Annotated in this window: 21 protein-coding genes, 3 tRNA genes and 1 pseudogene; 6 read left to right on the top strand and 19 right to left on the bottom strand. The window is 69.6% G+C overall.

Going from position 1 to position 20,550, the window contains the following annotated elements:
• Positions 1 to 24: 24 nt before the first annotated feature.
• Together purE and AB7V09_RS06470 are read right to left on the bottom strand one after the other, a co-directional pair.
• Complete coding sequence (gene purE, locus AB7V09_RS06465) at positions 25 to 576, bottom strand: 5-(carboxyamino)imidazole ribonucleotide mutase (protein WP_419143265.1); 552 nt, start codon at positions 574 to 576, stop codon at positions 25 to 27.
• Between the two features lie 51 nt (positions 577 to 627).
• Positions 628 to 1,923 (bottom strand): 5-(carboxyamino)imidazole ribonucleotide synthase, encoded by a 1,296-nt coding sequence (locus AB7V09_RS06470; RefSeq protein WP_419143266.1) that lies wholly within the window; start codon positions 1,921 to 1,923, stop codon positions 628 to 630.
• 67 nt (positions 1,924 to 1,990) lie between these two features.
• Between AB7V09_RS06470 and AB7V09_RS06475 the strand changes: the two genes are divergently transcribed.
• The 3 genes from AB7V09_RS06475 (at position 1,991) to AB7V09_RS06485 (ending at position 4,691) form a co-directional block, all read left to right on the top strand.
• Positions 1,991 to 3,262: a hypothetical protein gene (locus tag AB7V09_RS06475; RefSeq protein ID WP_419143267.1), complete on the top strand. Its 1,272-nt coding sequence runs from the start codon at positions 1,991 to 1,993 to the stop codon at positions 3,260 to 3,262.
• Positions 3,263 to 3,302: 40 nt separating this feature from the next.
• Positions 3,303 to 3,866 carry a GtrA family protein gene (locus tag AB7V09_RS06480; RefSeq protein ID WP_419143268.1) on the top strand — a complete coding sequence of 188 codons (564 nt, stop codon included), beginning with the start codon at positions 3,303 to 3,305 and terminating at the stop codon, positions 3,864 to 3,866.
• Positions 3,867 to 3,977: 111 nt separating this feature from the next.
• Complete coding sequence (locus AB7V09_RS06485) at positions 3,978 to 4,691, top strand: VTT domain-containing protein (RefSeq protein WP_009747741.1); 714 nt, start codon at positions 3,978 to 3,980, stop codon at positions 4,689 to 4,691.
• Between the two features lie 52 nt (positions 4,692 to 4,743).
• On the opposite strand, the gene AB7V09_RS06490 is transcribed toward AB7V09_RS06485, so the two are convergent.
• The 4 genes from AB7V09_RS06490 to AB7V09_RS06505 all read right to left on the bottom strand — a co-directional run bounded on the left by AB7V09_RS06490 (position 4,744) and on the right by AB7V09_RS06505 (position 8,951).
• Entirely contained in the window at positions 4,744 to 5,820 is a 1,077-nt protein-coding gene (locus AB7V09_RS06490; protein WP_279013136.1) for a sensor histidine kinase, read from the bottom strand.
• 86 nt (positions 5,821 to 5,906) lie between these two features.
• The gene (locus tag AB7V09_RS06495) at positions 5,907 to 6,578 is read right to left on the bottom strand and encodes a response regulator transcription factor (RefSeq protein WP_009406998.1); all 672 of its coding nucleotides are present in this window, start codon (positions 6,576 to 6,578) and stop codon (positions 5,907 to 5,909) included.
• 217 nt (positions 6,579 to 6,795) lie between these two features.
• On the bottom strand, positions 6,796 to 7,944 hold the full coding sequence (locus AB7V09_RS06500; protein ID WP_419143269.1) for an adenylate/guanylate cyclase domain-containing protein: 1,149 nt from the start codon (positions 7,942 to 7,944) through the stop codon (positions 6,796 to 6,798).
• Between the two features lie 89 nt (positions 7,945 to 8,033).
• Entirely contained in the window at positions 8,034 to 8,951 is a 918-nt protein-coding gene (locus AB7V09_RS06505) for a biotin--[acetyl-CoA-carboxylase] ligase (RefSeq protein ID WP_419143270.1), read from the bottom strand.
• A gap of 34 nt (positions 8,952 to 8,985) precedes the next feature.
• Here AB7V09_RS06505 and AB7V09_RS06510 point away from each other — a divergent pair, with 34 nt between their 5' ends.
• Complete coding sequence (locus AB7V09_RS06510) at positions 8,986 to 9,651, top strand: Maf family protein (RefSeq protein WP_419143271.1); 666 nt, start codon at positions 8,986 to 8,988, stop codon at positions 9,649 to 9,651.
• Between the two features lie 13 nt (positions 9,652 to 9,664).
• Here AB7V09_RS06510 and AB7V09_RS06515 read toward each other — a convergent pair whose 3' ends face one another.
• The 6 genes from AB7V09_RS06515 to AB7V09_RS06540 all read right to left on the bottom strand — a co-directional run bounded on the left by AB7V09_RS06515 (position 9,665) and on the right by AB7V09_RS06540 (position 12,359).
• Positions 9,665 to 10,336 carry a MarR family winged helix-turn-helix transcriptional regulator gene (locus AB7V09_RS06515; RefSeq protein ID WP_419143272.1) on the bottom strand — a complete coding sequence of 224 codons (672 nt, stop codon included), beginning with the start codon at positions 10,334 to 10,336 and terminating at the stop codon, positions 9,665 to 9,667.
• 505 nt (positions 10,337 to 10,841) lie between these two features.
• Positions 10,842 to 11,648: a MaoC/PaaZ C-terminal domain-containing protein gene (locus AB7V09_RS06520; RefSeq protein WP_419143273.1), complete on the bottom strand. Its 807-nt coding sequence runs from the start codon at positions 11,646 to 11,648 to the stop codon at positions 10,842 to 10,844.
• Between the two features lie 103 nt (positions 11,649 to 11,751).
• A complete protein-coding gene (gene rpmG, locus AB7V09_RS06525; RefSeq protein WP_003779904.1) occupies positions 11,752 to 11,922 on the bottom strand; it encodes a 50S ribosomal protein L33 in 171 nt (56 codons plus the stop codon).
• Between the two features lie 60 nt (positions 11,923 to 11,982).
• Positions 11,983 to 12,056 (bottom strand) — tRNA-Met (locus AB7V09_RS06530).
• A 38-nt stretch (positions 12,057 to 12,094) separates the two neighbouring features.
• Positions 12,095 to 12,167: transfer RNA gene (locus AB7V09_RS06535), tRNA-Thr, on the bottom strand.
• A gap of 110 nt (positions 12,168 to 12,277) precedes the next feature.
• Positions 12,278 to 12,359: transfer RNA gene (locus tag AB7V09_RS06540), tRNA-Tyr, on the bottom strand.
• Positions 12,360 to 12,518: 159 nt separating this feature from the next.
• Here AB7V09_RS06540 and AB7V09_RS06545 point away from each other — a divergent pair.
• Complete coding sequence (locus AB7V09_RS06545; protein ID WP_003787109.1) at positions 12,519 to 13,016, top strand: YajQ family cyclic di-GMP-binding protein; 498 nt, start codon at positions 12,519 to 12,521, stop codon at positions 13,014 to 13,016.
• A gap of 20 nt (positions 13,017 to 13,036) precedes the next feature.
• Here the strand turns inward: AB7V09_RS06545 and AB7V09_RS06550 are convergent, their stop codons facing one another.
• From AB7V09_RS06550 to AB7V09_RS06580, 7 genes are all read right to left on the bottom strand, one after another.
• A complete protein-coding gene (locus tag AB7V09_RS06550; RefSeq protein WP_009747718.1) occupies positions 13,037 to 13,681 on the bottom strand; it encodes a response regulator in 645 nt (214 codons plus the stop codon).
• Positions 13,669 to 14,934, bottom strand: a complete 1,266-nt coding sequence (locus tag AB7V09_RS06555) for a sensor histidine kinase (protein ID WP_279013153.1) — start codon at positions 14,932 to 14,934, stop codon at positions 13,669 to 13,671. Before AB7V09_RS06555 ends, AB7V09_RS06550 begins: the two co-directional genes overlap by 13 nt.
• A 96-nt stretch (positions 14,935 to 15,030) precedes the next feature.
• Entirely contained in the window at positions 15,031 to 16,053 is a 1,023-nt protein-coding gene (locus AB7V09_RS06560; RefSeq protein WP_419143274.1) for a phosphotransferase family protein, read from the bottom strand.
• On the bottom strand, positions 16,050 to 16,592 hold the full coding sequence (locus AB7V09_RS06565) for an AAA family ATPase (protein WP_419143275.1): 543 nt from the start codon (positions 16,590 to 16,592) through the stop codon (positions 16,050 to 16,052). Before AB7V09_RS06565 ends, AB7V09_RS06560 begins: the two co-directional genes overlap by 4 nt.
• A gap of 4 nt (positions 16,593 to 16,596) precedes the next feature.
• Complete coding sequence (gene htpX / locus AB7V09_RS06570) at positions 16,597 to 17,466, bottom strand: zinc metalloprotease HtpX (RefSeq protein ID WP_279013159.1); 870 nt, start codon at positions 17,464 to 17,466, stop codon at positions 16,597 to 16,599.
• Positions 17,467 to 17,499: 33 nt separating this feature from the next.
• Complete coding sequence (locus AB7V09_RS06575; RefSeq protein WP_279013162.1) at positions 17,500 to 18,084, bottom strand: GNAT family N-acetyltransferase; 585 nt, start codon at positions 18,082 to 18,084, stop codon at positions 17,500 to 17,502.
• Between the two features lie 114 nt (positions 18,085 to 18,198).
• Positions 18,199 to 19,686, bottom strand: coding sequence for an FAD-dependent oxidoreductase (locus AB7V09_RS06580; protein WP_009406996.1), 1,488 nt, complete (start codon positions 19,684 to 19,686; stop codon positions 18,199 to 18,201).
• Positions 19,687 to 20,293: 607 nt separating this feature from the next.
• Between AB7V09_RS06580 and AB7V09_RS06585 the strand changes: the two are divergent.
• Positions 20,294 to 20,550, top strand: a pseudogene (locus AB7V09_RS06585) (HNH endonuclease); the annotation flags it as partial.

Raw genomic sequence — 20,550 nt, forward strand, 5'->3', positions numbered from 1 at the left:
GCACGTCGCGCGAACGGTTGATCGTCAATCCTGCAGCCGCTCGCGCAGGGCGGCGCCCTTGGCGTGGGCGACCTCGCTGAGGTCTGCCTGGAAGGCCCGCATGGCGGCGCCCAGGCGGTCGGCCTCCGGCCCCTGGCCGGAGGCGAGGATACGCACCGCCAGCAACCCCGCATTGCGGGCCCCGCCGATGGAGACCGTGGCCACCGGGACCCCCGCGGGCATCTGCACGATGGACAGCAGGGAGTCCATGCCGTCGAGGTACTTCAGCGGCACCGGCACCCCGATCACCGGCAGCTCGGTGACGGCCGCCAGCATCCCGGGCAGGTGGGCCGCTCCCCCGGCGCCTGCGATGATGACGCGCAGCCCCCGCTCAGCAGCGGCGCGCCCGTAGTCGATCATCTCGGTGGGCATGCGGTGGGCGGAGACGACGTCGGCCTCGTAGGCCACCTTGAACTCGTCGAGGACCTCGGCGGCGGCCCCCATAACCGGCCAGTCCGAGTCCGACCCCATGACGATGCCGACCTCCGGCCGCGCCACGTCCTGCGTGCCCGTCATCGCTGCGCTGGGCTCACTCATGAAATGTCCTCCCTGTCGTGTCCTGCGTGCTGTGGTCTGAATGCATCCGGCTCAGGCGTCCCCACGCAGGATGGCGACGGCCCCGCGCGCCTGCTCGACGACGTCGGCGATCTCCTGGTCCGGACCGACCGTCATGGTGACGTGCCCGAGCTTGCGACCCGCTCGCCACTGCTTGCCGTAGAGGTGGATGCGGGCCTCGGGATGGGCGGCCATGGCCCGGGCCAGGGCATCGGACCCCGGCTCGCGCCGGCCGCCGATCAGGTTGACCATGACGGTGGTGGGCGCCGTGGCCTCCGTGGCGCCCAGCGGCAGGTCGAGAACCGCCCGCAGGTGCTGGGCGAACTGGCTGGTGACGGACCCGTCCTGGGTCCAGTGCCCGGAGTTGTGGGGACGCATCGCCAGCTCGTTGACGTACAGGCGCGTGGGCTCCCCGAAGGTCTCCACGGCGAAGAGCTCGACGGCGAGCACCCCGGTCACCCCGGCGCGCTCGGCGACCGTGCGGCCGATGAGCTCGGCCTCCTCGACAGCGATCGAGTCAAGACCGGGCGCCGGCGCCAGGACCTCAGCGCACATGCCGTCCTCCTGGACCGTCTGGGCCACCGGCCACACCGCCACTTGCCCGCTGGGGGTGCGGGCCAGCAGGACCGCGAGCTCACGGGTGAAGGGGATCGCCTGCTCCACCAGCAGACTGGTCACCGCCGCACCTCCGAGGCTGCCTCCCCCGCCGGCCCCGCGGCCGTCGCCCTGGCCCGCTCGGGCGCGCGCCACCGAGGCGATCCACTCAGCCGCCTCGCCCTGGCGCAGGGACTCGGCGCTGCGCACCAGCAGCACCCCGTGGCCGTCATAGCCTCCACGCGGCGTCTTGAGGACCACGGGCCAGCCGTGCTCGGCGGCGAAGGCCTCAATGGCGTCGACCATCTGCTCGGCGCTCTCCTGCTGCGGCCCGCCGACCTCCGCCCAGGCGGGCTGCGGGAGCCCGGCCCCACTCATCATCCTCCGCATGGCGAGCTTGTCGCGGGCCAGGGTCAGGGCCTGCGGGGTGGGCTGGACACTGACCCCCTCGGCCTGGAGCCTCTCCAGGAGGGCCGAGTCCTGGTGCTCGTGCTCGAAGGTGAGGACCGAGGCCGGCCCACCTGCGGGCCCGTCACCACCGTCCCCGGTGACGACGGCGCGTACGGCCGCCTCGTCGTCGGCGGCTCCGACGGGGGCGTCCGGGGTCACCTGTCCGGTGGACCCGTCCGCGGCCTCCACCAGCGCCCTGAGGTGAATCCCCAGAGCACTGGCCTCCTCCTGCATCATGCGGGCCAGCTGCCCGCCTCCGATCACGGCGACGATGGGTGCGCTCACGCCCCCAAGGCTACCCGCATGTCGCTCATCCTCACCGCGCACGGGTCCAGACCGTAGGGTGGGGGCCGTGACCCCACCCGTCTCAGAGTCCTCCGCGTCCTCCAGCGCCCGGCATGCCCCGCCCTCGTCTTCGACGCACGGCGCCGCCTCGAGGCCGCACCACTGGCTCCAGGTCCTGGCGGTCTGGGCCGCGGCGAGCGCCGTGTCCCTCCTCATCCTGCGGCTGGGCGCCCAGGACACGCCCGCGACCCCGTGGGCCGGGGCCGCGCCGTCCTGGGAGGAGCACCTGCGTTTCTGGGACTCGGGCTGGTACAACCGGATCGTCGAGGAGGGCTACCCGGAGCGGCTGCCCGTGAGCGGCGACGGGCGGGTGGCCCAGAACACCTGGGCCTTCATGCCGCTGCTGAGCGCAGCGGCCTCCCTGCTGGGCTGGACCGGCTGGTCCTTCTACGTGCGCGCCGCCCTCGTATCGGTCCTGGCCTCGGCGGCGGCGGCGGTCGTCATGGACCGCTGGCTCTCACCGGTGACGGGCAGGCGGGCCTCCCTGTGGGCGGTGGCCCTGGTCTGGTCCTCGCCGTGCGCCGCGGTCCTCCAGGTCCCCTACGCCGAGTCCCTGGGACTGGTGCTGGTGGGTCTGACGCTGTGGCTGGCGAGCCGCGGGCGGTCACTGACGGCGATTCCCCTGGCGCTGGCCGCCTGCTTCGCCCGCCCCGTCGGAGTCCCCCTGGGGGCGGCGCTGGGGCTGTGGTGGGCCTGGGAGGTGGCCTGCGCCCGCGGCTGGGTCCCGCCCACCTGGTTCGCGCGTCTGGCGCCCGGCCACGTCCGGCAGGCGCCGGGCGCACGCCTGCGACTGCTGGTGCTGGCCCTGCTCACCTGCTCGGCGGCCCTGAGCTGGCCGCTCATCGCCTGGCTGGTCACGGGGCGCCAGGACGCTTACACGGCCACTGAGACCTCCTGGCGCGGCGCGGACCTGGCGCCCGTCGTGCAGTGGGCGACCCGCCTGGGCGACTGGGTGGGCCCGCACCTGGGACCAGCCCTGCTGGCCGTCGTGCTGCTCGCGGTGGGCCTGCTGCTGAGCGCCCCGAGCCTGCGGGCCCTGGGGCCCGCGGTCTGGTTCTGGTGCCTGGGCTACCTGCTCTACCTCCTGGTCTTCTTCGATCCGACGACGTCGGTGCTGCGCCTCCTGCTGCCCCTGGCCCCAGCGGGCTGGGCGCTGGCCGTGGCGGCCGGCACCACCCGCCGGCGGCTGGCCCTGCTGGCGGCGGGCATCGCCGGCCAGCTGCTGTGGGTCTCGTGGGTGTGGGACCTGGGCAGCGTCAGTGTTCACTGGGTGCCGTGAGCGGCCCCGGTTTGCGTGACCTGACTGTGATCGGCATAGGATGCCCGCCATGACGCGCTCCTCCGGCAACTCCTTGACCCAGAGGCTCATCGCCCTCGTCAAGGAGTTCATGCAGTTCGGCATGGTGGGCGCTGCGGCCTACGTGATCGACGTCGGCCTGTTCAACCTGCTCCAGCACGGCCCCACCGGTGTCCTCTCCGGTCACCCCAACTCCGCCCAGCTGCTGGCCTCCTCGACGGCGACCGTCTTCTCGTGGATCGCGAACCGCTACTGGACCTACCGGGGCCGGACCCAGAAGAACGTCGCCCGCGAGGCCACGCTGTTCGTCCTGGCCAACCTGGGCGGTATCGCCATCACACAGTTCTGCCTGCTGTTCACCCATCACGTCCTGGGGCTGACCTCCCCGCTGGCGGACAATGTCGCTGCCTACGTCGTCGGTTTCGGCCTGGGGACAGCATTCCGCTTCGTCTTCTACCACTACATCGTCTTCACTGGGCACAAGGACCGCTCCCCCGGCGACGACGACACCGATAGCACCGGCCCCCAGGGACGGCCCGACAGCGGCACTGAGTCCCCGGCCGTTCCCATCTCGGTTCGTCCCTGACGCCCGAGAGGACCGACCCGGTTGGCCGCACCCTTCGGGGTGCCCGATGCCACAGCCTGGAGGGGATCGCTCTCACGGCATGGCCGCCGGGGCAGCGTTTAGCCTTGCACGGTGACTGCCCTGAACGCCTTCGCACCGGCGCTGAACCTGCCCACAGCCCTCCCCTCCGTCCGCGCACCGATGCTCGGCCCCGAGTGGCTCGACGCCGCCAACCTCATCACGACCATCGTCAAGTGGTTCGGCCCCTGGGCCATCCTCGGCGTCATGCTCGTCATCTTCGCCGAGACCGGCCTGCTCATCGGCTTCTTCCTGCCGGGCGACTCCTTGCTCTTCACGCTGGGGATGTTCGTGGGCACCGGCGCCGTCGGCGTACACATCTGGGTGGCGGCCCCCCTCGTATGGCTCGCCGCCGTCGCCGGCAACCAGACCGGCTACCTCATCGGCCGCAAGGCGGGGCCCGCGATCTTCAACAAGCCCGACTCCCGTCTGTTCAAGCAGGAGTACGTGGAGCGCACCTCAGAGTTCTTCGAGCGCCACGGCGGCAAGGCCGTCACCCTGGCCCAGTTCGTGCCGATCGTGCGCACCTTCACGCCCGTCATCGCCGGCGTCGGCAAGATGCGCTACCGCCACTTCATCACCTTCAACATCCTGGGCGCCACCTTCTGGGCCTTCGGCATCACCTGGCTGGGCTACTTCCTGGGATCCTTCGAGTGGATCCGGGAGAACATCGACACGATGATCCTCGTCATCGTCTTCATCTCGGTGGCGCCGATGCTCGCCTCCGCCATCTCAAAGGTCATCAAGTCCCGCCGCCAGAACTCCTGACGCCCCGCCTCTCAGCCCTCACCTCGCCGTCGCGCGAAGGTTCAGCGGCGGCTCAGAAGCGACGACGCCGGCCCACCGAGACCAGCGCGCCCTGCGGCAGGACGTTGTTGGGGTCCAGGGACTTGGGGACGGCGTTGAGCAGGATGGAGAAGACGGCCGGGCTGCGCTGGGACAGCTCGATGCGGCCGCCGTCGGCCTCGATGAGGTCCTTGGCCAGGGCCAGCCCGACGCCGGTGGAGCCGTAGCCGGAGACGTGCCGCTCGAAGACGTGCGGTGCGATGTCCTCAGCCACGCCCTCGCCCTCGTCGGCGATGTCGATGAAGACCGCGTGACCGCCGTTGGCCCCGCGCACACTCACCGAGGTCGTCCCGGCCCCGTAGCGCAGGGAGTTCTCGATGACGGTGGCCAGCACTTGGGCCAGGGACCCGGGCGTGGCCAGGACCGGGTGGCTGATCTCGTCGGAGAAGGTGATGGTGCGCCCGGCCTGCTCGAAGGCCGGCTCCCACTCCTCGCGCTGCTGAGCGAAGATGTCCTTGAGGTGAAGCGCCTCCGTGGTCCCGCCCCCGGAGCGGCGCGAGACCTTGAGCAGGTCCTCGACGACGCCGGTGAGCCTCTCGACCTGCTCCAGGCAGGCGTGGGCCTCGGCACGCACCTCCTCCTCACCGGCGAGCAGCTCGATCTCCTCCAGGCGCAGCGACAGGCTGGTCAGCGGTGTGCGCAGCTGGTGGGAGGCATCGGAGGCGAACTGCCGCTCAGCGGCGATGCGTCCGGCCACGCGCTCGGCCGAACGCACCAGCTCGGCCTGGACCAGGTCGATCTCCTCGATCCCCGAGGAGCGCAGCCTCGGGCGGACCTGGCCGCTGCCGAGCTGCTCGGCCTCGGCGGCCAGGTAGATGAGCGGGGCCGAGATGCGCCTGGACACCCGGGAGGCCACCACGGAGGCCGCCGTGAGCGCGGTACCGGTGAGCACCAGAACCGTGAGGATGACCGTGCCAATGATGATGACCCGGTCGCCGCTTCCGGCGGAGCGCAACGCGCTGGCGATCCAGGCGCCCCCCAGCGGCAGTCCCAACAGGAGGACGGCCACCGACACCGCCGACATCGTCATCGTCATGGCGTAACGACGCATGGCAAGCCCTCCTTCAGCCCCGATCAGTTCATCGAGGCGCCTTGGGAACCCAGCACTCCTCTCGGGAAGCCCTCCCGGTCAGCGACTCAGCCGGCGGTCAGGAGGTAACCGTCCTCCTGGGCCAGCAGAAGCGCAGGCCGTTCCTCATCGTCACCGAGCTTGCGACGCAGCCAGGTCACGTGCATCTGGAGGGTCTGGGGACTCCCGGTGGGGTCCTCACCCCAGACCTCCTTGAGGATGTCCTCACCGGAGGCGACCTTGCCGCCGGCGCGCACCAGGACCCGGAGCAGCTCGAACTCCCGGGTCGTCAGCTGCAGCTCGCGCGAGCCGACGAAGGCCCGGTGAGCGGCGACGTCGACCCGGATCTCTCCGACGCTCAGCTCGTCCTCGGTGGCCTCCCCCGAGGCGCGGCGGACCTGTGCCCGCACGCGAGCCAGCAGCTCGGCCAGGCGGAAGGGCTTGGTGACGTAGTCATCAGCCCCAGCGTCCAGACCGACGACGAGGTCGGAGTCCTCGCTGCGGGCGGTGAGCATGAGGATCGGGATCGTCAGACCCTGGGCCCGCACCTGACGGGCCACGTCCAGGCCGTCGATGTCCGGCAGTCCCAGGTCCAGGACGATGATGTCGGCGGCCGAGACCTCCTCGAGGGCGCCTTTACCGGTGCCGTGGGTCAGGACCTCATAGCCCTCGCGTCCGAAGGCGCGGGCGAGGGGCTCGGAGATGGCAGGATCGTCTTCGACGAGCAGAACAGTTGTCACATCCGCGATGTTAGGTGACGACGCACCCCTCCGCCATCGTCCCAGAGGTGGAGAAGATATCAAGACGTGACCACCTCCGAGGCATTGGCTCCCCGAACCTCTGACAGCCAGACCACGTTTCGGCGGGGATACCGCGGAAAACCCCAGGATCGAGCAGCCCCTTCACGAGCCGAAGGGACAGAAAATCACGAGATGGTAACGGAACGAGGGGTTCGACTCAGGGGCGGGTCGGCGAGGTCCGCTCCAGCGACCAGGGCACGATCTGCCCCAGCCCCTTGGCCACGACCTCATGGCACTGCCCCACCCGGTACCGCCCCGCTTCGGGCGAGCGGAGAATGGCCATGGCGGTGGACTCGTCCAGGCGGATGCCGCCGGGCTCGGCCGCATCCACGAGCCGGGAGGCCAGGTTGACGGTGGGACCGAAGACGTCCCCGGAGCGGGAGATGACCCGCCCCTCAACGAGGCTGGCCCGCACCCGGATCGCATCCGGCCCCTTCTGGAGCTCTTCGACTAAGGCGGTGACGACGTCGGCGGCGATCAGCAGGTCGTCGGAGATGTACATGACGGCATCCCCGATCGTCTTGACCACCCGCGCGCCCCGCGAGGTGATGACGTCCCGGGCCGTGTTCTCGAAGTCCTCGAGCATGTGGGTCAGGGCGGCCTTACTCATGCCCTGAGCGCGCTGGGTGAAGGAGACGATGTCGACGAAGCCCAGGGAGCGGATGAGCGGGTAGAGATCGGGGCCGGCGTCCTCCCTGCCCCGGGTCGACACCTCCGCATCGGTGCGCCCCAGGATAGAGGCCATGTGACGGCGCCACACGTAGGTCAGCTGGCGCGACAGGAGCTCCACGAGGCCGTCGATGCGGTCGAGGGCCACCAGCCGTGCGGCGGTGTCATCCAGCCCGAGACGCTCACTGAGGTCCGTGACGAAAGTCTCCAACTGCCACAGAACCAGGCGGTCCATGGTGTAGGACTGGGCCCTGAGGAGCTCGAGCGCGCTGGCCGAGGCCAGGGAGGAGTCACTGGTCTCATCCAGCAGCGCCACGGTGTCTTGAAGTGCGGCAACATCCTGGTCAGTGAAGCGGACCTCATCGGGTTGGACATCGGCGAAGCCCATGGCGCGCCAGAACTTCTGCGCCACCTCCATGCTGGTTCCAGCTCGCTGAGCCAGCTCGGTCAGGGTGAGGCAGGGGGGCGCCCCCAGCAGCAGGCTCTCGTGTCCCACCAGGGTGGTTCTCTCCGCGGGGTCCACCTCAGCAGCGGCCTCGCCCTCGACACGATGCGCGCCCTGGTGAGCCATCTGCTGGGAGACACCCCCGCGGGAGTCCGGTGCGAGCCCCTCGCTCGCTTGGCTGTCTAATGTCACCCTGCCACAGTAGCGCAGATCACACGCTCATGCCCATTGGGCGACAGACCGCGTTCACCAGCAACGAGTTCATGATTCTCACGACCCCCTCAGCCCTCCATTCGCACGAGGGTCACATCGCCGGCGCGAACCTCGGTGTCACCGGCCTGGGTGCGCAGTACGAGGGCGGGGGTGACGTCGATAGCCAGCCCACCGATCTCACCGTCAGGAGCCTGGACACTGACCTGCTTCCCCAGGGTGGTCAGCGCCTCGCGCAGCCGGCGCCCGAGCGCGCCGCCCGCGGCGTCGACATTCCCGCCGGCCTCCTCCCACTGCCCGACGAGCCGGGCCAGCTGGTGGCCGATCGCCGTCAGAACGATCTCCACGGCGTCTTCCGGATCGGGTCCGCTCCCCGTACCGACCGCGCCCAACGTGCGCAGGGAGCCGGCCCAGGGCACCGGCAGCTCCTCAGCCGCCTGCCCGATGTTGACGCCGACTCCGAGGATGACCATGGGCGCGTCATCGCGGTCGGCTGGAACCGCATCTGGAGCGAGGAAGCGGGCGACACCCCCTGCGGCGGCTTCCGGCATGACGAGCTCACTGAGGACGCCGGCGATCTTGCGTGTACCGGCCCAGCCGGGCACTGCGGGCACGGCCGCCGGGTCATCGGGCAGGGCGACGACGTCGTTGGGCCATTTGGTCCCCACACGCCAGGGCAGGTCCTCGACGAGGGGGGTCAGAGCGTCCCGGACGGCCAGGCCGCCCAGCAGCGGCAGCCAGCCCAGGCACTGGGCGGGGACGAGGGGCCTGAGCACCACGGAGACCAGGAGGGCCCCTCCGTCGGCGGGGGTGACCCAGGCGCGCCCGGACCTCCCTCTTCCGGCGGTCTGAGCGAGTGCTCGCAGTGCCGACAGGTGCGGCCAGGACGCCCGCTCAGGTCCCGTGAGGGCTGCGCGCAGGTCGTCCTGGGTGGATCCGGTGACGGGAACGGTGTCGAGACGCGAGAAGGGGCTTCCGCCTGAGGTCATGATCCGAGACTACCGGCCCGTATAGTCTGGCGACGTGATTCTCCTGGCTTCGAAGTCATCCGGCCGAATGGCCACCCTGCGAGCCGCAGGGGTCGAGCCGTTGGTGCGGGTCTCCGACGTCGACGAGGAGGCCGTGCTCGACGAGCTGATCCGACGGCGCCGCGAGGCCGGGCTAGCGGCCCCGACCGCCGCCGAGCAGGTCCAGGCCCTGGCTCGGGCCAAGGCCCTCGACGTCATGGCGTCCACCGACCCGCAGGAGGCCGAGGTGGTCGTGGGCTGCGACTCCATGCTGGAGATCTCCGGCCAGGTCGTCGGAAAGCCCATCGACGCCGCCGATGCCCATGAGCGCTGGCGGATGATGAGCGGGAGCACCGGCACCCTGCACACGGGGCACTTCCTGGTGCGCACCGCCGACGGCGCCATCGCCGAGGGGGTCAGCTCGGCCACCATCCGCTTCGGCTCCCCGTCCCAGGCTGAGATCGAGGCTTACGTCGCCAGCGGGGAACCGCTGTGGTGCGCCGGAGCCTTCACCATTGACGGCCTGGGCGGCGCCTTCATCGAGGGGATTGACGGCGACCCTCACGGAGTCGTCGGCATCTCCCTGCCGTTGCTGCGCCGCCTTCTGGCGGACCTGGACGTGGTCTGGACAGACTTGTGGGCGCCGCCACCGGTGACGAGACCGGCTGACGACGCCCACTGATCGCGCAGGAGCCTCAGGAGGCCGAGGCCGCCGAGAGCCCACAGGAGGAGTCCGGGGCCTGGGCGATGACCCTCATGAGCTCGGCCAAGGCGACCTGCTGCTCACGACTGAGACGGTCGACGACATGGCGGCGTACGCCGTCGAGGTGCACCGGAGCCGCCTCTCGCAGGAAGCTGAGGCCCTGCGGCGTCAGCGTGCAGTTGACGCCGCGACGGTCGGAGTCACAGGAGCTGCGCTCGACGTAGCCCACGTTCTCCAGGCGTCGGACCGTGTGGGTCAGCCGTGAGCGGGAGTGCGAGACGTGCTCGGCGAGAGTGGACATGCGCAGAGTCTGCTCAGGAGCCTCGGACAGGCGCACCAGGATCTCGTACTCGTGCATGGAGATGCCGCACCCGGCCTCGAGCTCACGGTTGAGGCGGGCGGTGACGGAGGTGGAGGCCGCCAGGAAGGAGCGCCAGGCATCCATCTCGATCTCGTCGAGCCGACGGAAGCCCTTCTGCTCCAAGGAGTCGCTCTGGCCGCAGCCACCGGTCGGCTTCAGGCCATCCTCGGGAGATCCCGCAGCCCCGGCCAGCTCTTGGCCGTAGGTGGCCTCAACGGCTTCCTGATCGCTCTGAGTCCACGTCATCTCGACATCCTCGGCGCAGGCCGTCGGCTCCACCATCGTCCGCTCTGCGGTAATCACCTTTATCGACTCCTCTCAGCACCGACCTGTGGCAGGTCGCGAACCTTCGAGCACGAACTTGTTGATCGCCTTTGGCTTTCATACAAGCGCGGCTCCACTTCTTTTTTATCACACTCGGTCGGAGACTCAGCACTCCACCACAGTGACCCACAACATCAGGCAACCTTGGAAACACAGGCAACCCCTCCACTTTTCGTTGATATTAAGCGGATCTCGGGGACCCACTTCTGTGCAGGAAAACAATTCAGGCACTGACTTCATGTCACCTGACATACATCAGTTTGACATCCCAAATACCCACCTTTGTTACGCTATCATCCCCATCTACCGATGATCGGGTGGGGGTCTATAATTCATTTTCACGTCTTCGTGTCACTTCCTTCAAGGCAGTAATGAATCTACGTCAGAATTCCCTCCAGTAAGCGATCACTATTCCTTCATGTATTGATAGGACGATGGCTGGCTTCCGCACCATCTCCGGGTGGCGTTGACGGGATGGATGGAATCACTGGCGGCGCAGGACGGGACGCCGGCCCTGAGTGATGTCTCCGCTGACAGGATCGACGGCGAGCATCGCCCACGACTCCTCCGCGCCGCACTCGGAGGCCGGAACATCAGCAGAACCAATGAATACGAGGCCGACCTGCCGTGAAGGCGAAGGCTGGACCAGGGCGAGACTGATCGCTCCGAGGAGCAAGCCGTGAGCGACGACCTCGCCGGAGCCGACCGACAGACCCGCCTCAGCCGCCCTTCCGGGCAGGAGATGGATGGGGTTCCGGTCTCCGCTGGCCTGTGCCCAGGAGACCACATCGGAGTCAGTGAGCCGGTAGAACACGCAGCCCGTCGACGTATCAAATCCGGCCCCCGGGGCCGCGAGTGTCCCGTTTTCGACGGCGCCCGGCCCGGGCGGCGACGTCCGGCGGGCGAGTTCATGGGTCACCCGCCAGTACCGCCCCTCCACCGGCACCTCGACCGTCGCCTGGATGAGCTCCCACCCGGCGCGCTCGACCTGCCGGATCGAGATTCCGTCGGCCGCGGCCGGCCCCGGGGCGACCCCGCCACCCGTGGGGCTCGCACTCATCCGGCAACGGCGGTGCACCAGGCCCTCCCAGGCGGCCTCTCCCCGGCAGTCCCGCAGCCGGCTTTGGATCCGGCGCAGGGCCTGCACAGCGGGGAGGATCGCCGTCGCTCCCCGCCGGGCCTGGCGGTGAGCCTCGCGGTCGGACAGTCCGGAGGAGCCGGTTGCGAGCACCCCACTCAGGACTGCTGCGAGCCGCTCGACGGCGTCGTCACAGGAACTGAGACCGTTCACCCTCACGATACTAGGCACCCGGCCCGAGGAGACGACGAAGCCCCGCCGATCTCATGTCGACGGGGCTCGCTACCCGGCCGCGACCGGGTTCGCTGCGCGATGCTCAGCGGGTCTCGCGGTGCTCAGTGTGCTTGCCGCAGCGAGCACAGAACTTGGCGATGCTGAGACGGTCGGGGGTGTTCCGACGGTTCTTCTTGGTGATGTAGTTGCGCTCCTTGCACTCCGAGCAGGCCAGAGTGATCTTGGGGCGAACGTCGGCGGACTTGCTGGCCACGTTTGTCTCCTCGTGTCGATCCTCGAGCATGCGACGGAACGCTGTACTCGAAAGCTTGCGTAGCGGGGGAGGGACTCGAACCCTCGACCTCACGATTATGAGTCGTGCGCTCTAACCAGCTGAGCTACCTCGCCATAGGAACACAATGGGGGCCAGTGGCCCCCGCTGTGAGAGCCCCGAAAGGGAATCGAACCCTTGACCTTCTCCTTACCATGGAGACGCTCTGCCGACTGAGCTATCGGGGCAACGAGCCGAATCCTAGGCAGATTCGAATCGCTCTGGCAATTCGTTCCGCCGTGGCTTCGCTCACTGCGGCCCTCACCGGATGGCGAGGTGCGATCACGAGTGATCGCCGTGGCGGGTGAGGGATTCGAACCCCCGTAGCATTACGCGGCTGATTTACAGTCAGCTCCCATTGGCCGCTCGGGCAACCCGCCTTGGCTCCGCGCTCCGACCTCTCGGTCATCGCTTGGCGCCGTGGAAGAATAGCAAGGCAGCGGCGCGAAACGCCAATCGCCCCCGTAGGACCCTCCTCACAGAACAACCCACCTAGACTCGGGGCAACTGAAGTCCCCACCCCGGAAAGGACTGCCGCCATGGCCAACGACTCCTCCTTCGACGTCGTCTCCCGCCTCGACCGCCAGGAGGTGGACAACGCCGTCAACCAGTGCGCCAAGGAGATCTCCCAGCGCTACGACTTCCGCGGCGTTGACGCCTCCGTGAGCCTGTCGGGCGACACCATCACCCTGGAGGCCAACACGGCCGAGCGGGTCCTGGCAATCCTGGACGTCCTGGAGTCCAAGCTCTTCCGCCGCGGCGTCTCCCTCAAAGCCCTGGACCTGGGGGACAAGGAGCCTCGACCCTCGGGCAAGATCTACCGCCTGGCCTGCCCGCTGCGCGAGGGACTCACCCAGGAGGTGGCCAAGAAGATCACCAAGGCGATCCGTGACGAGGGCCCCAAGAGCGTCAAGGCCACGATCCAGGGCGACGAGGTGCGCGTGACCTCCAAATCCCGCGACGACCTCCAGACGGTGATCGCCCTGCTGAAGAACCTCGACGTCGACGCCGCCCTCCAGTTCGTCAACTACCGCTGAGCGGCGCTCGTCCCCGGCGACTAGGCCGACAGCAGCGTCAGGACGGCCTTGACGCGGCGGTGGACGGCGGCGTCGGGCAGCAGGCCGAGCTTGGCGAAGATCCGCTGGGTGTGCTTCTCCACGGCCCCCTCGGTGACCACCATGATCTTGGCGATGCCGGCGTTGGTGTGGCCCTCGGCCATGAGGGCCAGGACCTCCCGCTCGCGGGGCGTGAGCTCGGTGAGCGGGTCGTCTCGCCGGCCTCGCTGGAGGACCTGGGAGACGACGTCGGGGTCCAGGACGAGCTCGCCGCGCGCCACCCGCTCGACCGCGCCGAGGAAGGCGTCGATGTCGCCGACCCGGTCCTTGAGGAGGTAGCCCAGGGCGCCGCCGCCGTCGGCCAGGAGCTCGGGCAGGTAGCCGGCGACGACGTACTGGCTCAGCAGCAGGATGGGTGCCCCCGGCCACTGGGCACGGATGCGGGTGGTGGCCCGCAGGCCCTCGTCGGTGTGGGAGGGTGGCATGCGGATGTCGGCGACGACGACGTCGGGCCGCAGCCGCAGGGCCTCGCTCACGAGGGCCTCACCGTCCCCCACTCCCCCGACGACCTCGTGGCCGCCGTCGGCCAGGATGAGTGCCAGTCCCTCGCGCAGGAGGACGGAGTCATCAGCGATCAGAACGCGCACGGGATTCTCGCCTCCAGTGTGGTCGGTCCGCCGGTCGGGGACGTGATAGTGAGCCTACCGTCGACGCCATTGAGGCGCTCGACCAGGCCGGCCAGGCCGTGTCCCTTGGCGGTCGAGGCCCCTCCGATGCCGTTGTCGCTGATCCTCACGAGCAGGGCGCCGTCGGCGACGCGGGCATCGACGCCGGCGGCTGTGGCCCCGGAGTGCTTGTTGAGGTTGGCCAGGGCCTCGCTGACCACGAAGTAGGCGGCCTGGGAGACGTGGTCGGGCAGGTCGGGCAGCTCGGTGCTCACGGTGACGGGGACGGAGGAGCGGGTGGCGGCCTCGGTGATGGCGGCCGCCAGGCCACGGTCGATGAGGACCGGTGGGGCGATGCCGCGGGAGAGCTGGCGCAGCTCATCGAGGGTCTGCTGGGTCTGCTCCATGGCACCCTGGATGATGGCCGACGCGGCCGCCGGGTCCTTCTCGGCCTGTCGGTGGGCACGGGCCAGGTCCATGCGCAGGCGCACGAGGCGCTGCTGGGGACCGTCGTGGATGTCTCGCTCCAGGCGGCGGCGGGTGTCGGCCTCGGCACGCTGAACGGCGGCCCGGGAGGTCTGGAGGCGGCTGACCTCGCTGCGCCAGGAGAGCATGGCGCGGCTGAGCCCGATCTGCATGGCGGCCAGGCCCCGCAGGACGGCGGGGGCGGCCAGGGAGAAGACAATGCCGCAGGTGAGGTTGAATCCGATGTCCCAGAACAGCTCCGGCTGCAGGCCCAGAAGATGAGCCAGCCCCTGGCGCTGCCCCACGGCCGGATCGAGGACCAGGTCAAGAATGATGTCGGCAATGGGGGCGAGGAGACCTGCCACGGCCAGGGCCAGCCACACAACACTGATGATCCAGGTGATGAGGGAGACCGGGAAGTAGATGACGGCCCACAGCAGATCCATCCAGCGCTGGGGGTCGCGCAGGCGCCGGAAGAGCCGACGATGCAGAGAGGCTCCCGGCTCGGGCTCGAGGTATCCGCCGGGCACCGGCTCGCGTCCGTCCACGCGCGCCATGGAGAGGCGGGCGATGTTGGCGAAGCCCCCGGCGATGCTCAGGTCGATGATGAGCACCAGCAGCCCGACCCAGATGATGGTGGTGACCACACCGAGGGCGGTCAGCGGCACGATGACGCAGAAGGCGAGCAGGCTCAGTGGCCCGCTGAGGAGGAGGAAGGCGGCGTCCCTGCCGAGCTGGCGGTAGCGCGCGGCCCATGCTGATCTGTTCATGCCTCATATCCTCCTCAGGGCCGGAATCGCGCCCAATCCTGCCACCTGGCGGGGCCGTGGTGGGGCTAGCCCGACACCGCCGTGAGGGCGGGCGGCTCAGTCCGCGAGTCGGGAGGTCAGGCTGCGGGCGAGATCGTCGGCCCATCTGCCGTAGCGGGCCTCGCCGGGGCGGCTGAGGCAGTACAGGAGGTTGCCCAGGCGGTCGAGGAGCTCGTAGGCGTCGCGGCGCTCCAGCAGCCGTTGCGGGTCGGCGGCACCCGTGTCCTGCACAAGCCGCGAGGACGGCAAGTACCGCGAATATTCAGTGACGAAGGCGGTGACGTCGTCGGGTGTCATGGGCAGGTACCAGGGCCCACCGGTCACCCGGCCCCCGATGAGGGCCAGGTCCTTGGCGGTGTCGCCGGGCCCGGACCACTCGAAGTCGATGAGCCGCGGCAGGCCGTCGGGGCCGAGGATGACATTGGTGGCGACGGCGTCGCCGTGGATGAGCGGGTGGGTGGGGACTGCCTCGAAGGCCGGGGCGAGGCGGTCGAGCTCACGGCGCCAGGCGGGCAGGAGCGCGCGGACGCGGGGGTCGGTGAGGGTCTGCGGATGGTGCTCTCCCCACCAGGTCGCCAGCTCCTCCCCCTGCTCTCCAGCACTCGGTACGAAGGCGGCCGACGGCGCGGGGGCGGTAGCGGTGGCGAGGGCCTCGTGCAGGCGGGCGATCTGGTGGGCGAAGGCGGTGGCGAACCGCGGGTTCCAGTCGGCGGTGCGCAGGGCCCGACCGGGGACGTGAGTGGTCACCATGTAGGGGGTGCCGAGCGGGTTGTCGCTGCCGGACTCCAGGGCGACGGCGCTGGTTCCCAGCTCGGGTGGGACGCGTCTGAGAACCTCGAACTCGGCCTGCATGGAGCGGGGCAGGTCATGGGGCGGGCGTCGTGGAAGGCGCAGGACCCGGGCCCGCTCCCCGGAGCCGATTCGCCAGGCCGTGTAGCTCTCACCGGTCCCCAGCCGCTCGACCGGTCCGGTCGTCACGCCGCGCAACTCGCCGGCATCGACGGCGGCCCTAATGCGTCGGGCGATGTCGTCGTCGGTTCCAGTGGGAGGTGGAGTGTCCACTCCCCTGTCCACCGTCATCGGGTTCCATCCGCGAGGCCGAGGTCGACGATGGCCCGGGCGGCCTCGGTGACGGTGAGCCGGGCGGTGTCGAGGCGGAGGTCGGCCTCGGGCCAAGGGACGTAATCGCGACGGGCGATCTCCTGCCACCCCGGCAGATCAAGTCCCTTGATGTCGCTCACCCGCTGCTGGGCGCGGCGCCGATGCTCGGCCTCATCGGAGCAGATGAGCTCGACGGCGAGAAACCGGGCGCCCAGGTCTGAGGCTGTCTCCTCCCACAGGCGGCGGGTGAGGGGCAGCGGGTTGACGCACTCGACCAGGACGTCCCCGCCCGAGTCCAGGACGTCCCGGGCCACAGCGGCGGCCGCGTAGTATCCGGCGCCTGCGGGCATGCCGGGGAGCATCTCACCGCTGTCCCGCAGAGCCTGCTCAATAGTGTCAATGCGCAGCCAGGTCGGCGGCCGGCTCTGCTGCTGCACCTCGGCCCGCAGGCGCAGGACCTCCCGGCACACGGCGGTCTTGCCGACTGCCGGTAGTCCGCCGACGACGGTCAGGGGCATCCCGTCAGTACCCGGCCATCTGCTCGAGGCGGGCGATGCGCTTGTCCATGGGCGGGTGGGTGGAGAAGAGGTTGCGCAGGCTCCCGAAGGGGTTGGCGATCATCATGGAGGAGACCGGTTCGAGGCGCGGGTCCTGCCCCATGGGCACGCGCGAGATTCCGGACTCGAGCTTGCTGAGCGCGCTGGCCAGGGCGAGCGGGTCCTGGGTGAGCTCGGCGCCATCGTGGTCGGCGTCGTACTCGCGGGTCCTAGAGATGGCGAACTGGGTGATGGCGGCGGCCAGGGGCGCCAGGAGGGAGAGCAGCAGGACGGCGATGATGTTGCCGCCGTCCCGGTCGCGCCGGTTGCCGCCGCCGAACCACATGGCCATGGTGACCATGGAGGAGATGACGCCGGCGATGCCCGCGGCCACCGAGGAGGTGAGGATGTCGCGGTTGTAGACGTGGGAGAGCTCGTGGCCCAGGACGCCGCGCAGCTCACGCTCGTTGAGGAGCTGGAGAATGCCCTGCGTGCAGCACACGGCGGCGTGCGAGGGGCTGCGGCCGGTGGCGAAGGCGTTGGGGCTCATCGTGGGGGCCACGTAGAGGCGCGGCATGGGCTGGCCGGCAGCGGCGGAGAGCTCACGCACGATGGCGTACATCTGGGGCTGCTGGGCCTCGGTGACCTCGATGGCGCCCATGGAGCGCACGGCGATCTTGTCGGAGTTCCAGAAGCCATAGGCGGTCTGCACCAGGCCGATGACCGGTGCGATGACCAGCCAGATGGCGGAGCCGGTCCCCCGGGCCAGCACGTAGCCGAGCAGGAGAAGCAGGCTCCACATGCCGCCCAGGAGGACGGCGGTCTTGAGACCGTTGTAGTGGTGAGTCCTTGTCATGGCTGGAGACTATGGGATGAACCTGTGTCTGACCTATGTCTGCTGGCGCTGGACCACTCGCGCGGTGATGAGGCCGCAGTCCAGGCAGCTCAGGGCATCGCGGAAGTCGTCGGGATCGAAGGTAGTTCCCGGCGCCTCACGCGCGAGGGTCCAGTACTCCCCCGTCGAGTCCTGGACCGCGTACCCGGTGTCGCGGAAGCCGGAGCGCTCGTAGAAGGAGAACCGACGGCGTCGCTGCTCGGCGTTGTCGGCCTCGGCGATGACGGGCTCGATGTCCAGGACGATGGTGCAGCCGGGGTGACGGCGCTCGAGCTCGGCCAGGAGACGGGTGCCCACCCCGCGGCCGCGTGCGGCGTCGTCGACGGCGAGGTAGAAGAGGAAGAGCAGGCGGGAGCCGGGGCGACGCACGGTCCAGGTCAGGGCGACAGGATCCGGGCGGGCCGCACGGGTCGGTCCGGCGGGCTGGTCCCACCAGGCGACGAGGTCGACGCCGCGGCGCAGGCTGAGCACGTGGATGAGCGCCCAGGGAATGCGCTCATCCTCGGGGAAGGCACGCAGGTAGAGGTCACGCGCCCAGCGGTTGGTTCCGCCGGCGAAGCGGATGCGGCGGGTTCTCATCGGACTTCTTCCTCTCAGTGTCGGTGACGACGCCCGTCCGGCATCGGCCGCGGGGACCGGTGCCGGACGGGTGATGCGATGTCGGCTGGGCTTGAGCCGCAGACAGTGCTCGGCTCAGTCGGCCAGGCGGTGGGCGACGCGCTCGGGGACGCGACCCGTCTCGGGCTGGCCGATGAGGTCCTCGGGAACCTCGGTGGAGCGGGAGATCGCGGTCATAGCATCACGGGAGACGACCTTGACGCGCTCGCGCGGCTTGGAGGCCCCTCCGGTGACGACGACCTCACCGTAGCCCTCACCGAGCTCGCGCTCGTAGGCGTCCAGCAGCTCCCAGCCCTCCCAGTTGGTGAAGGGGATGCCGCGGGACTCCAGCAGGGCGATGATGGCGTCGTGACCGACCTGGGCCTCGTCGCTGGTCTCGGCGTGCAGCAGGCCGGCATTGGCGTCGGCCACGAGGTTGGTGATGGTCTCCTGCGCGTCGGACTTGGTGGAGCCGATGAGGCCCACGGGGCCGCGGCGGATCCAGCCGGTGGCGTACAGGCCGGTCAGGGGCTTGCCGTCCTCGCCGAGGACGCGGCCGCCCTCGTTGGGGACGACGTGCCGCTCGGCGTCGAAGGGGAGGCCCTCGATGGCGCTGGAGGCGTATCCGACGGCGCGGTAGACGGCCTGGACGGGCCAGTCGCGGTACTCGCCGGTGCCGGTGACGTTGCCGTCGCCGGTCAGGCGGGTGCGCTCGGTGCGCAGGCCGACGACGTGGCCGTCGTCGTCGGTGAGGACCTCGTGGGGCGCCGAGAAGAGGTGGATGTGGATGCGGTGGGAGGCGGTAAGGTCCTCCGGCTCCTGCATCGCGTAGCCCTCAAGGGCCTTGACGACCTGGCGCTGCTGGTTGGAGGAGGCCAGGGCCGCCTGCGAGCCCTCGTCGTACTCGAAGTCCTCCTCGTCGACGAGGACGTCGACGTCGGCCTGCTTGCCGAGCTCGCGCAGCTCCAGCGGGGTGAACTTCACCTGAGCCGGACCGCGGCGACCGAAGACGTGCACGTCGGTGACCGGGGACTGCTGGAGCGTGGCGGCCACGTTCGCGGGGATCTCAGTAGTCATGAGGTCGTCGGCGTGCTTGGCCAGGACGCGGGCGATGTCCAGCGCGACGTTGCCGACGCCGATGACGGCGACCTCCTTGGCACTCAGGTCCCAGGTACGCGGGTGGTCGGGGTGACCGTCGTACCACGAGACGAAGTCGGCGCCGCCGTAGCACTCAGGGGCATCGACGCCGGGAATGTCGAGGGGGGCGTCAGTGTCGGCTCCAGTGGAGAAGATGATGGCGTCATAGTGCTCCTGGAGCTCGGCCACCGAGATGTCACGGCCGACCTCGACGTTGCCGATGAGCCGAATGTCCCCGCGCTGGAGGATCTTGTAGAGGGCCACGATGATCTGCTTGATGCGCGGGTGGTCGGGGGCGACGCCGTAGCGCACCAGCCCGTAGGGCGCAGGAAGCCGCTCGAACAGGTCGATACAGACCTCCATGCCCGACTTCGAGAGGATGTCCGAGGCGTAGATGCCTGCGGGGCCTGCTCCGATGACGGCGACATTGAGAGGACGTGCGTTCACTGTTCTTCGTTCCTGTTTCAGGGGACGTGGACGTGGCACCCGCGTTCCCGCTGCCGGGAGAACCGGTTGCTCCGGTCCGGGGCGACGACGGCGGGGTACCGCGCCACAGTCTATGGAGGAAGGCAGGGGCTCCCCCAGGGTGTGGGCAACAACGCGGCTTTGAGCCGCGTCACGTCGGGGAGGGGGTGGGGTTGGGTGAGCGGGTTCGGGTAGGTGGGGTCGGGTCGGCCTGAGCCGGCCCACTCGGACCGAACGTCCTGAACCGGATCGCCCGAGCCGAGCGCCTCGAACCTGCATCCTTGAACTGGCCTGCCCGCACCTGCTCACCCGCACCCGACCCTTCCGAACCTGTATCCGCGCACCCGGCCCTCCCGAACCTGTGTCCCTGAACTAGCCCACCCGGACCGGACGTCCCGGACCAGCCCACCCAAACCGGTTGGCCGGTTCAGGTGGGTGAGTTCGGGACGTGAAGCAAGAGCCGGCCCCACTCCACCTCCTTATGCCTGAAGCCAAGAAGGTCGACGCCCCGGGGTTTTCGTTGCTGTGCCGGTGTTTCTGGGGCCCGTTTCGGCGTGCGGGTGGTGGGGGTTCGGGCTATACTGTACATATGTTCGAAGGCGGTGTGCTTCCTCGTGTCCCGGCCGGTGGTGCGGCCGGGACGCTGAGCGCGCCTGCACAGGACGTGTCGGCGGAGGCCGTGACCTGCCCTGAGGATGTGGCGGGCCTGCTGGGGTCCCTGGCCGCGGGCGGTGAGCTGGCCGGTGTGGTGGAGGGGCTGCTGGCCCGGCTGCTGGTCACCGCCCAGGACCACCACCACGACGGCGACGGCGACGGTTGCCCTGCTAATAGTGATGCGGCGCCGGC

Origin of the sequence: Actinomyces sp. SKVG-SVH-4(1), from assembly GCF_048514265.1 — a bacterium.
GTDB lineage: Bacteria > Actinomycetota > Actinomycetes > Actinomycetales > Actinomycetaceae > Actinomyces > Actinomyces oris.

What these genes read in the sequence shown, in the direction of transcription:
- purE (WP_419143265.1), bottom strand. Translation starts at nt 576, where the DNA reads ATGAGTGAGCCCAGCGCAGCGATGACGGGCACGCAGGACGTGGCGCGG.
- AB7V09_RS06480 (WP_419143268.1), top strand. Translation starts at nt 3,303, where the DNA reads ATGCCCGCCATGACGCGCTCCTCCGGCAACTCCTTGACCCAGAGGCTC.
- AB7V09_RS06490 (WP_279013136.1), bottom strand. Translation starts at nt 5,820, where the DNA reads ATGCGTCGTTACGCCATGACGATGACGATGTCGGCGGTGTCGGTGGCC.
- AB7V09_RS06505 (WP_419143270.1), bottom strand. Translation starts at nt 8,951, where the DNA reads ATGACCTCAGGCGGAAGCCCCTTCTCGCGTCTCGACACCGTTCCCGTC.
- AB7V09_RS06545 (WP_003787109.1), top strand. Translation starts at nt 12,519, where the DNA reads ATGGCCAACGACTCCTCCTTCGACGTCGTCTCCCGCCTCGACCGCCAG.
- AB7V09_RS06555 (WP_279013153.1), bottom strand. Translation starts at nt 14,934, where the DNA reads ATGAACAGATCAGCATGGGCCGCGCGCTACCGCCAGCTCGGCAGGGAC.
- AB7V09_RS06560 (WP_419143274.1), bottom strand. Translation starts at nt 16,053, where the DNA reads ATGACGGTGGACAGGGGAGTGGACACTCCACCTCCCACTGGAACCGAC.
- AB7V09_RS06565 (WP_419143275.1), bottom strand. Translation starts at nt 16,592, where the DNA reads ATGCCCCTGACCGTCGTCGGCGGACTACCGGCAGTCGGCAAGACCGCC.
- htpX (WP_279013159.1), bottom strand. Translation starts at nt 17,466, where the DNA reads ATGACAAGGACTCACCACTACAACGGTCTCAAGACCGCCGTCCTCCTG.
- AB7V09_RS06575 (WP_279013162.1), bottom strand. Translation starts at nt 18,084, where the DNA reads ATGAGAACCCGCCGCATCCGCTTCGCCGGCGGAACCAACCGCTGGGCG.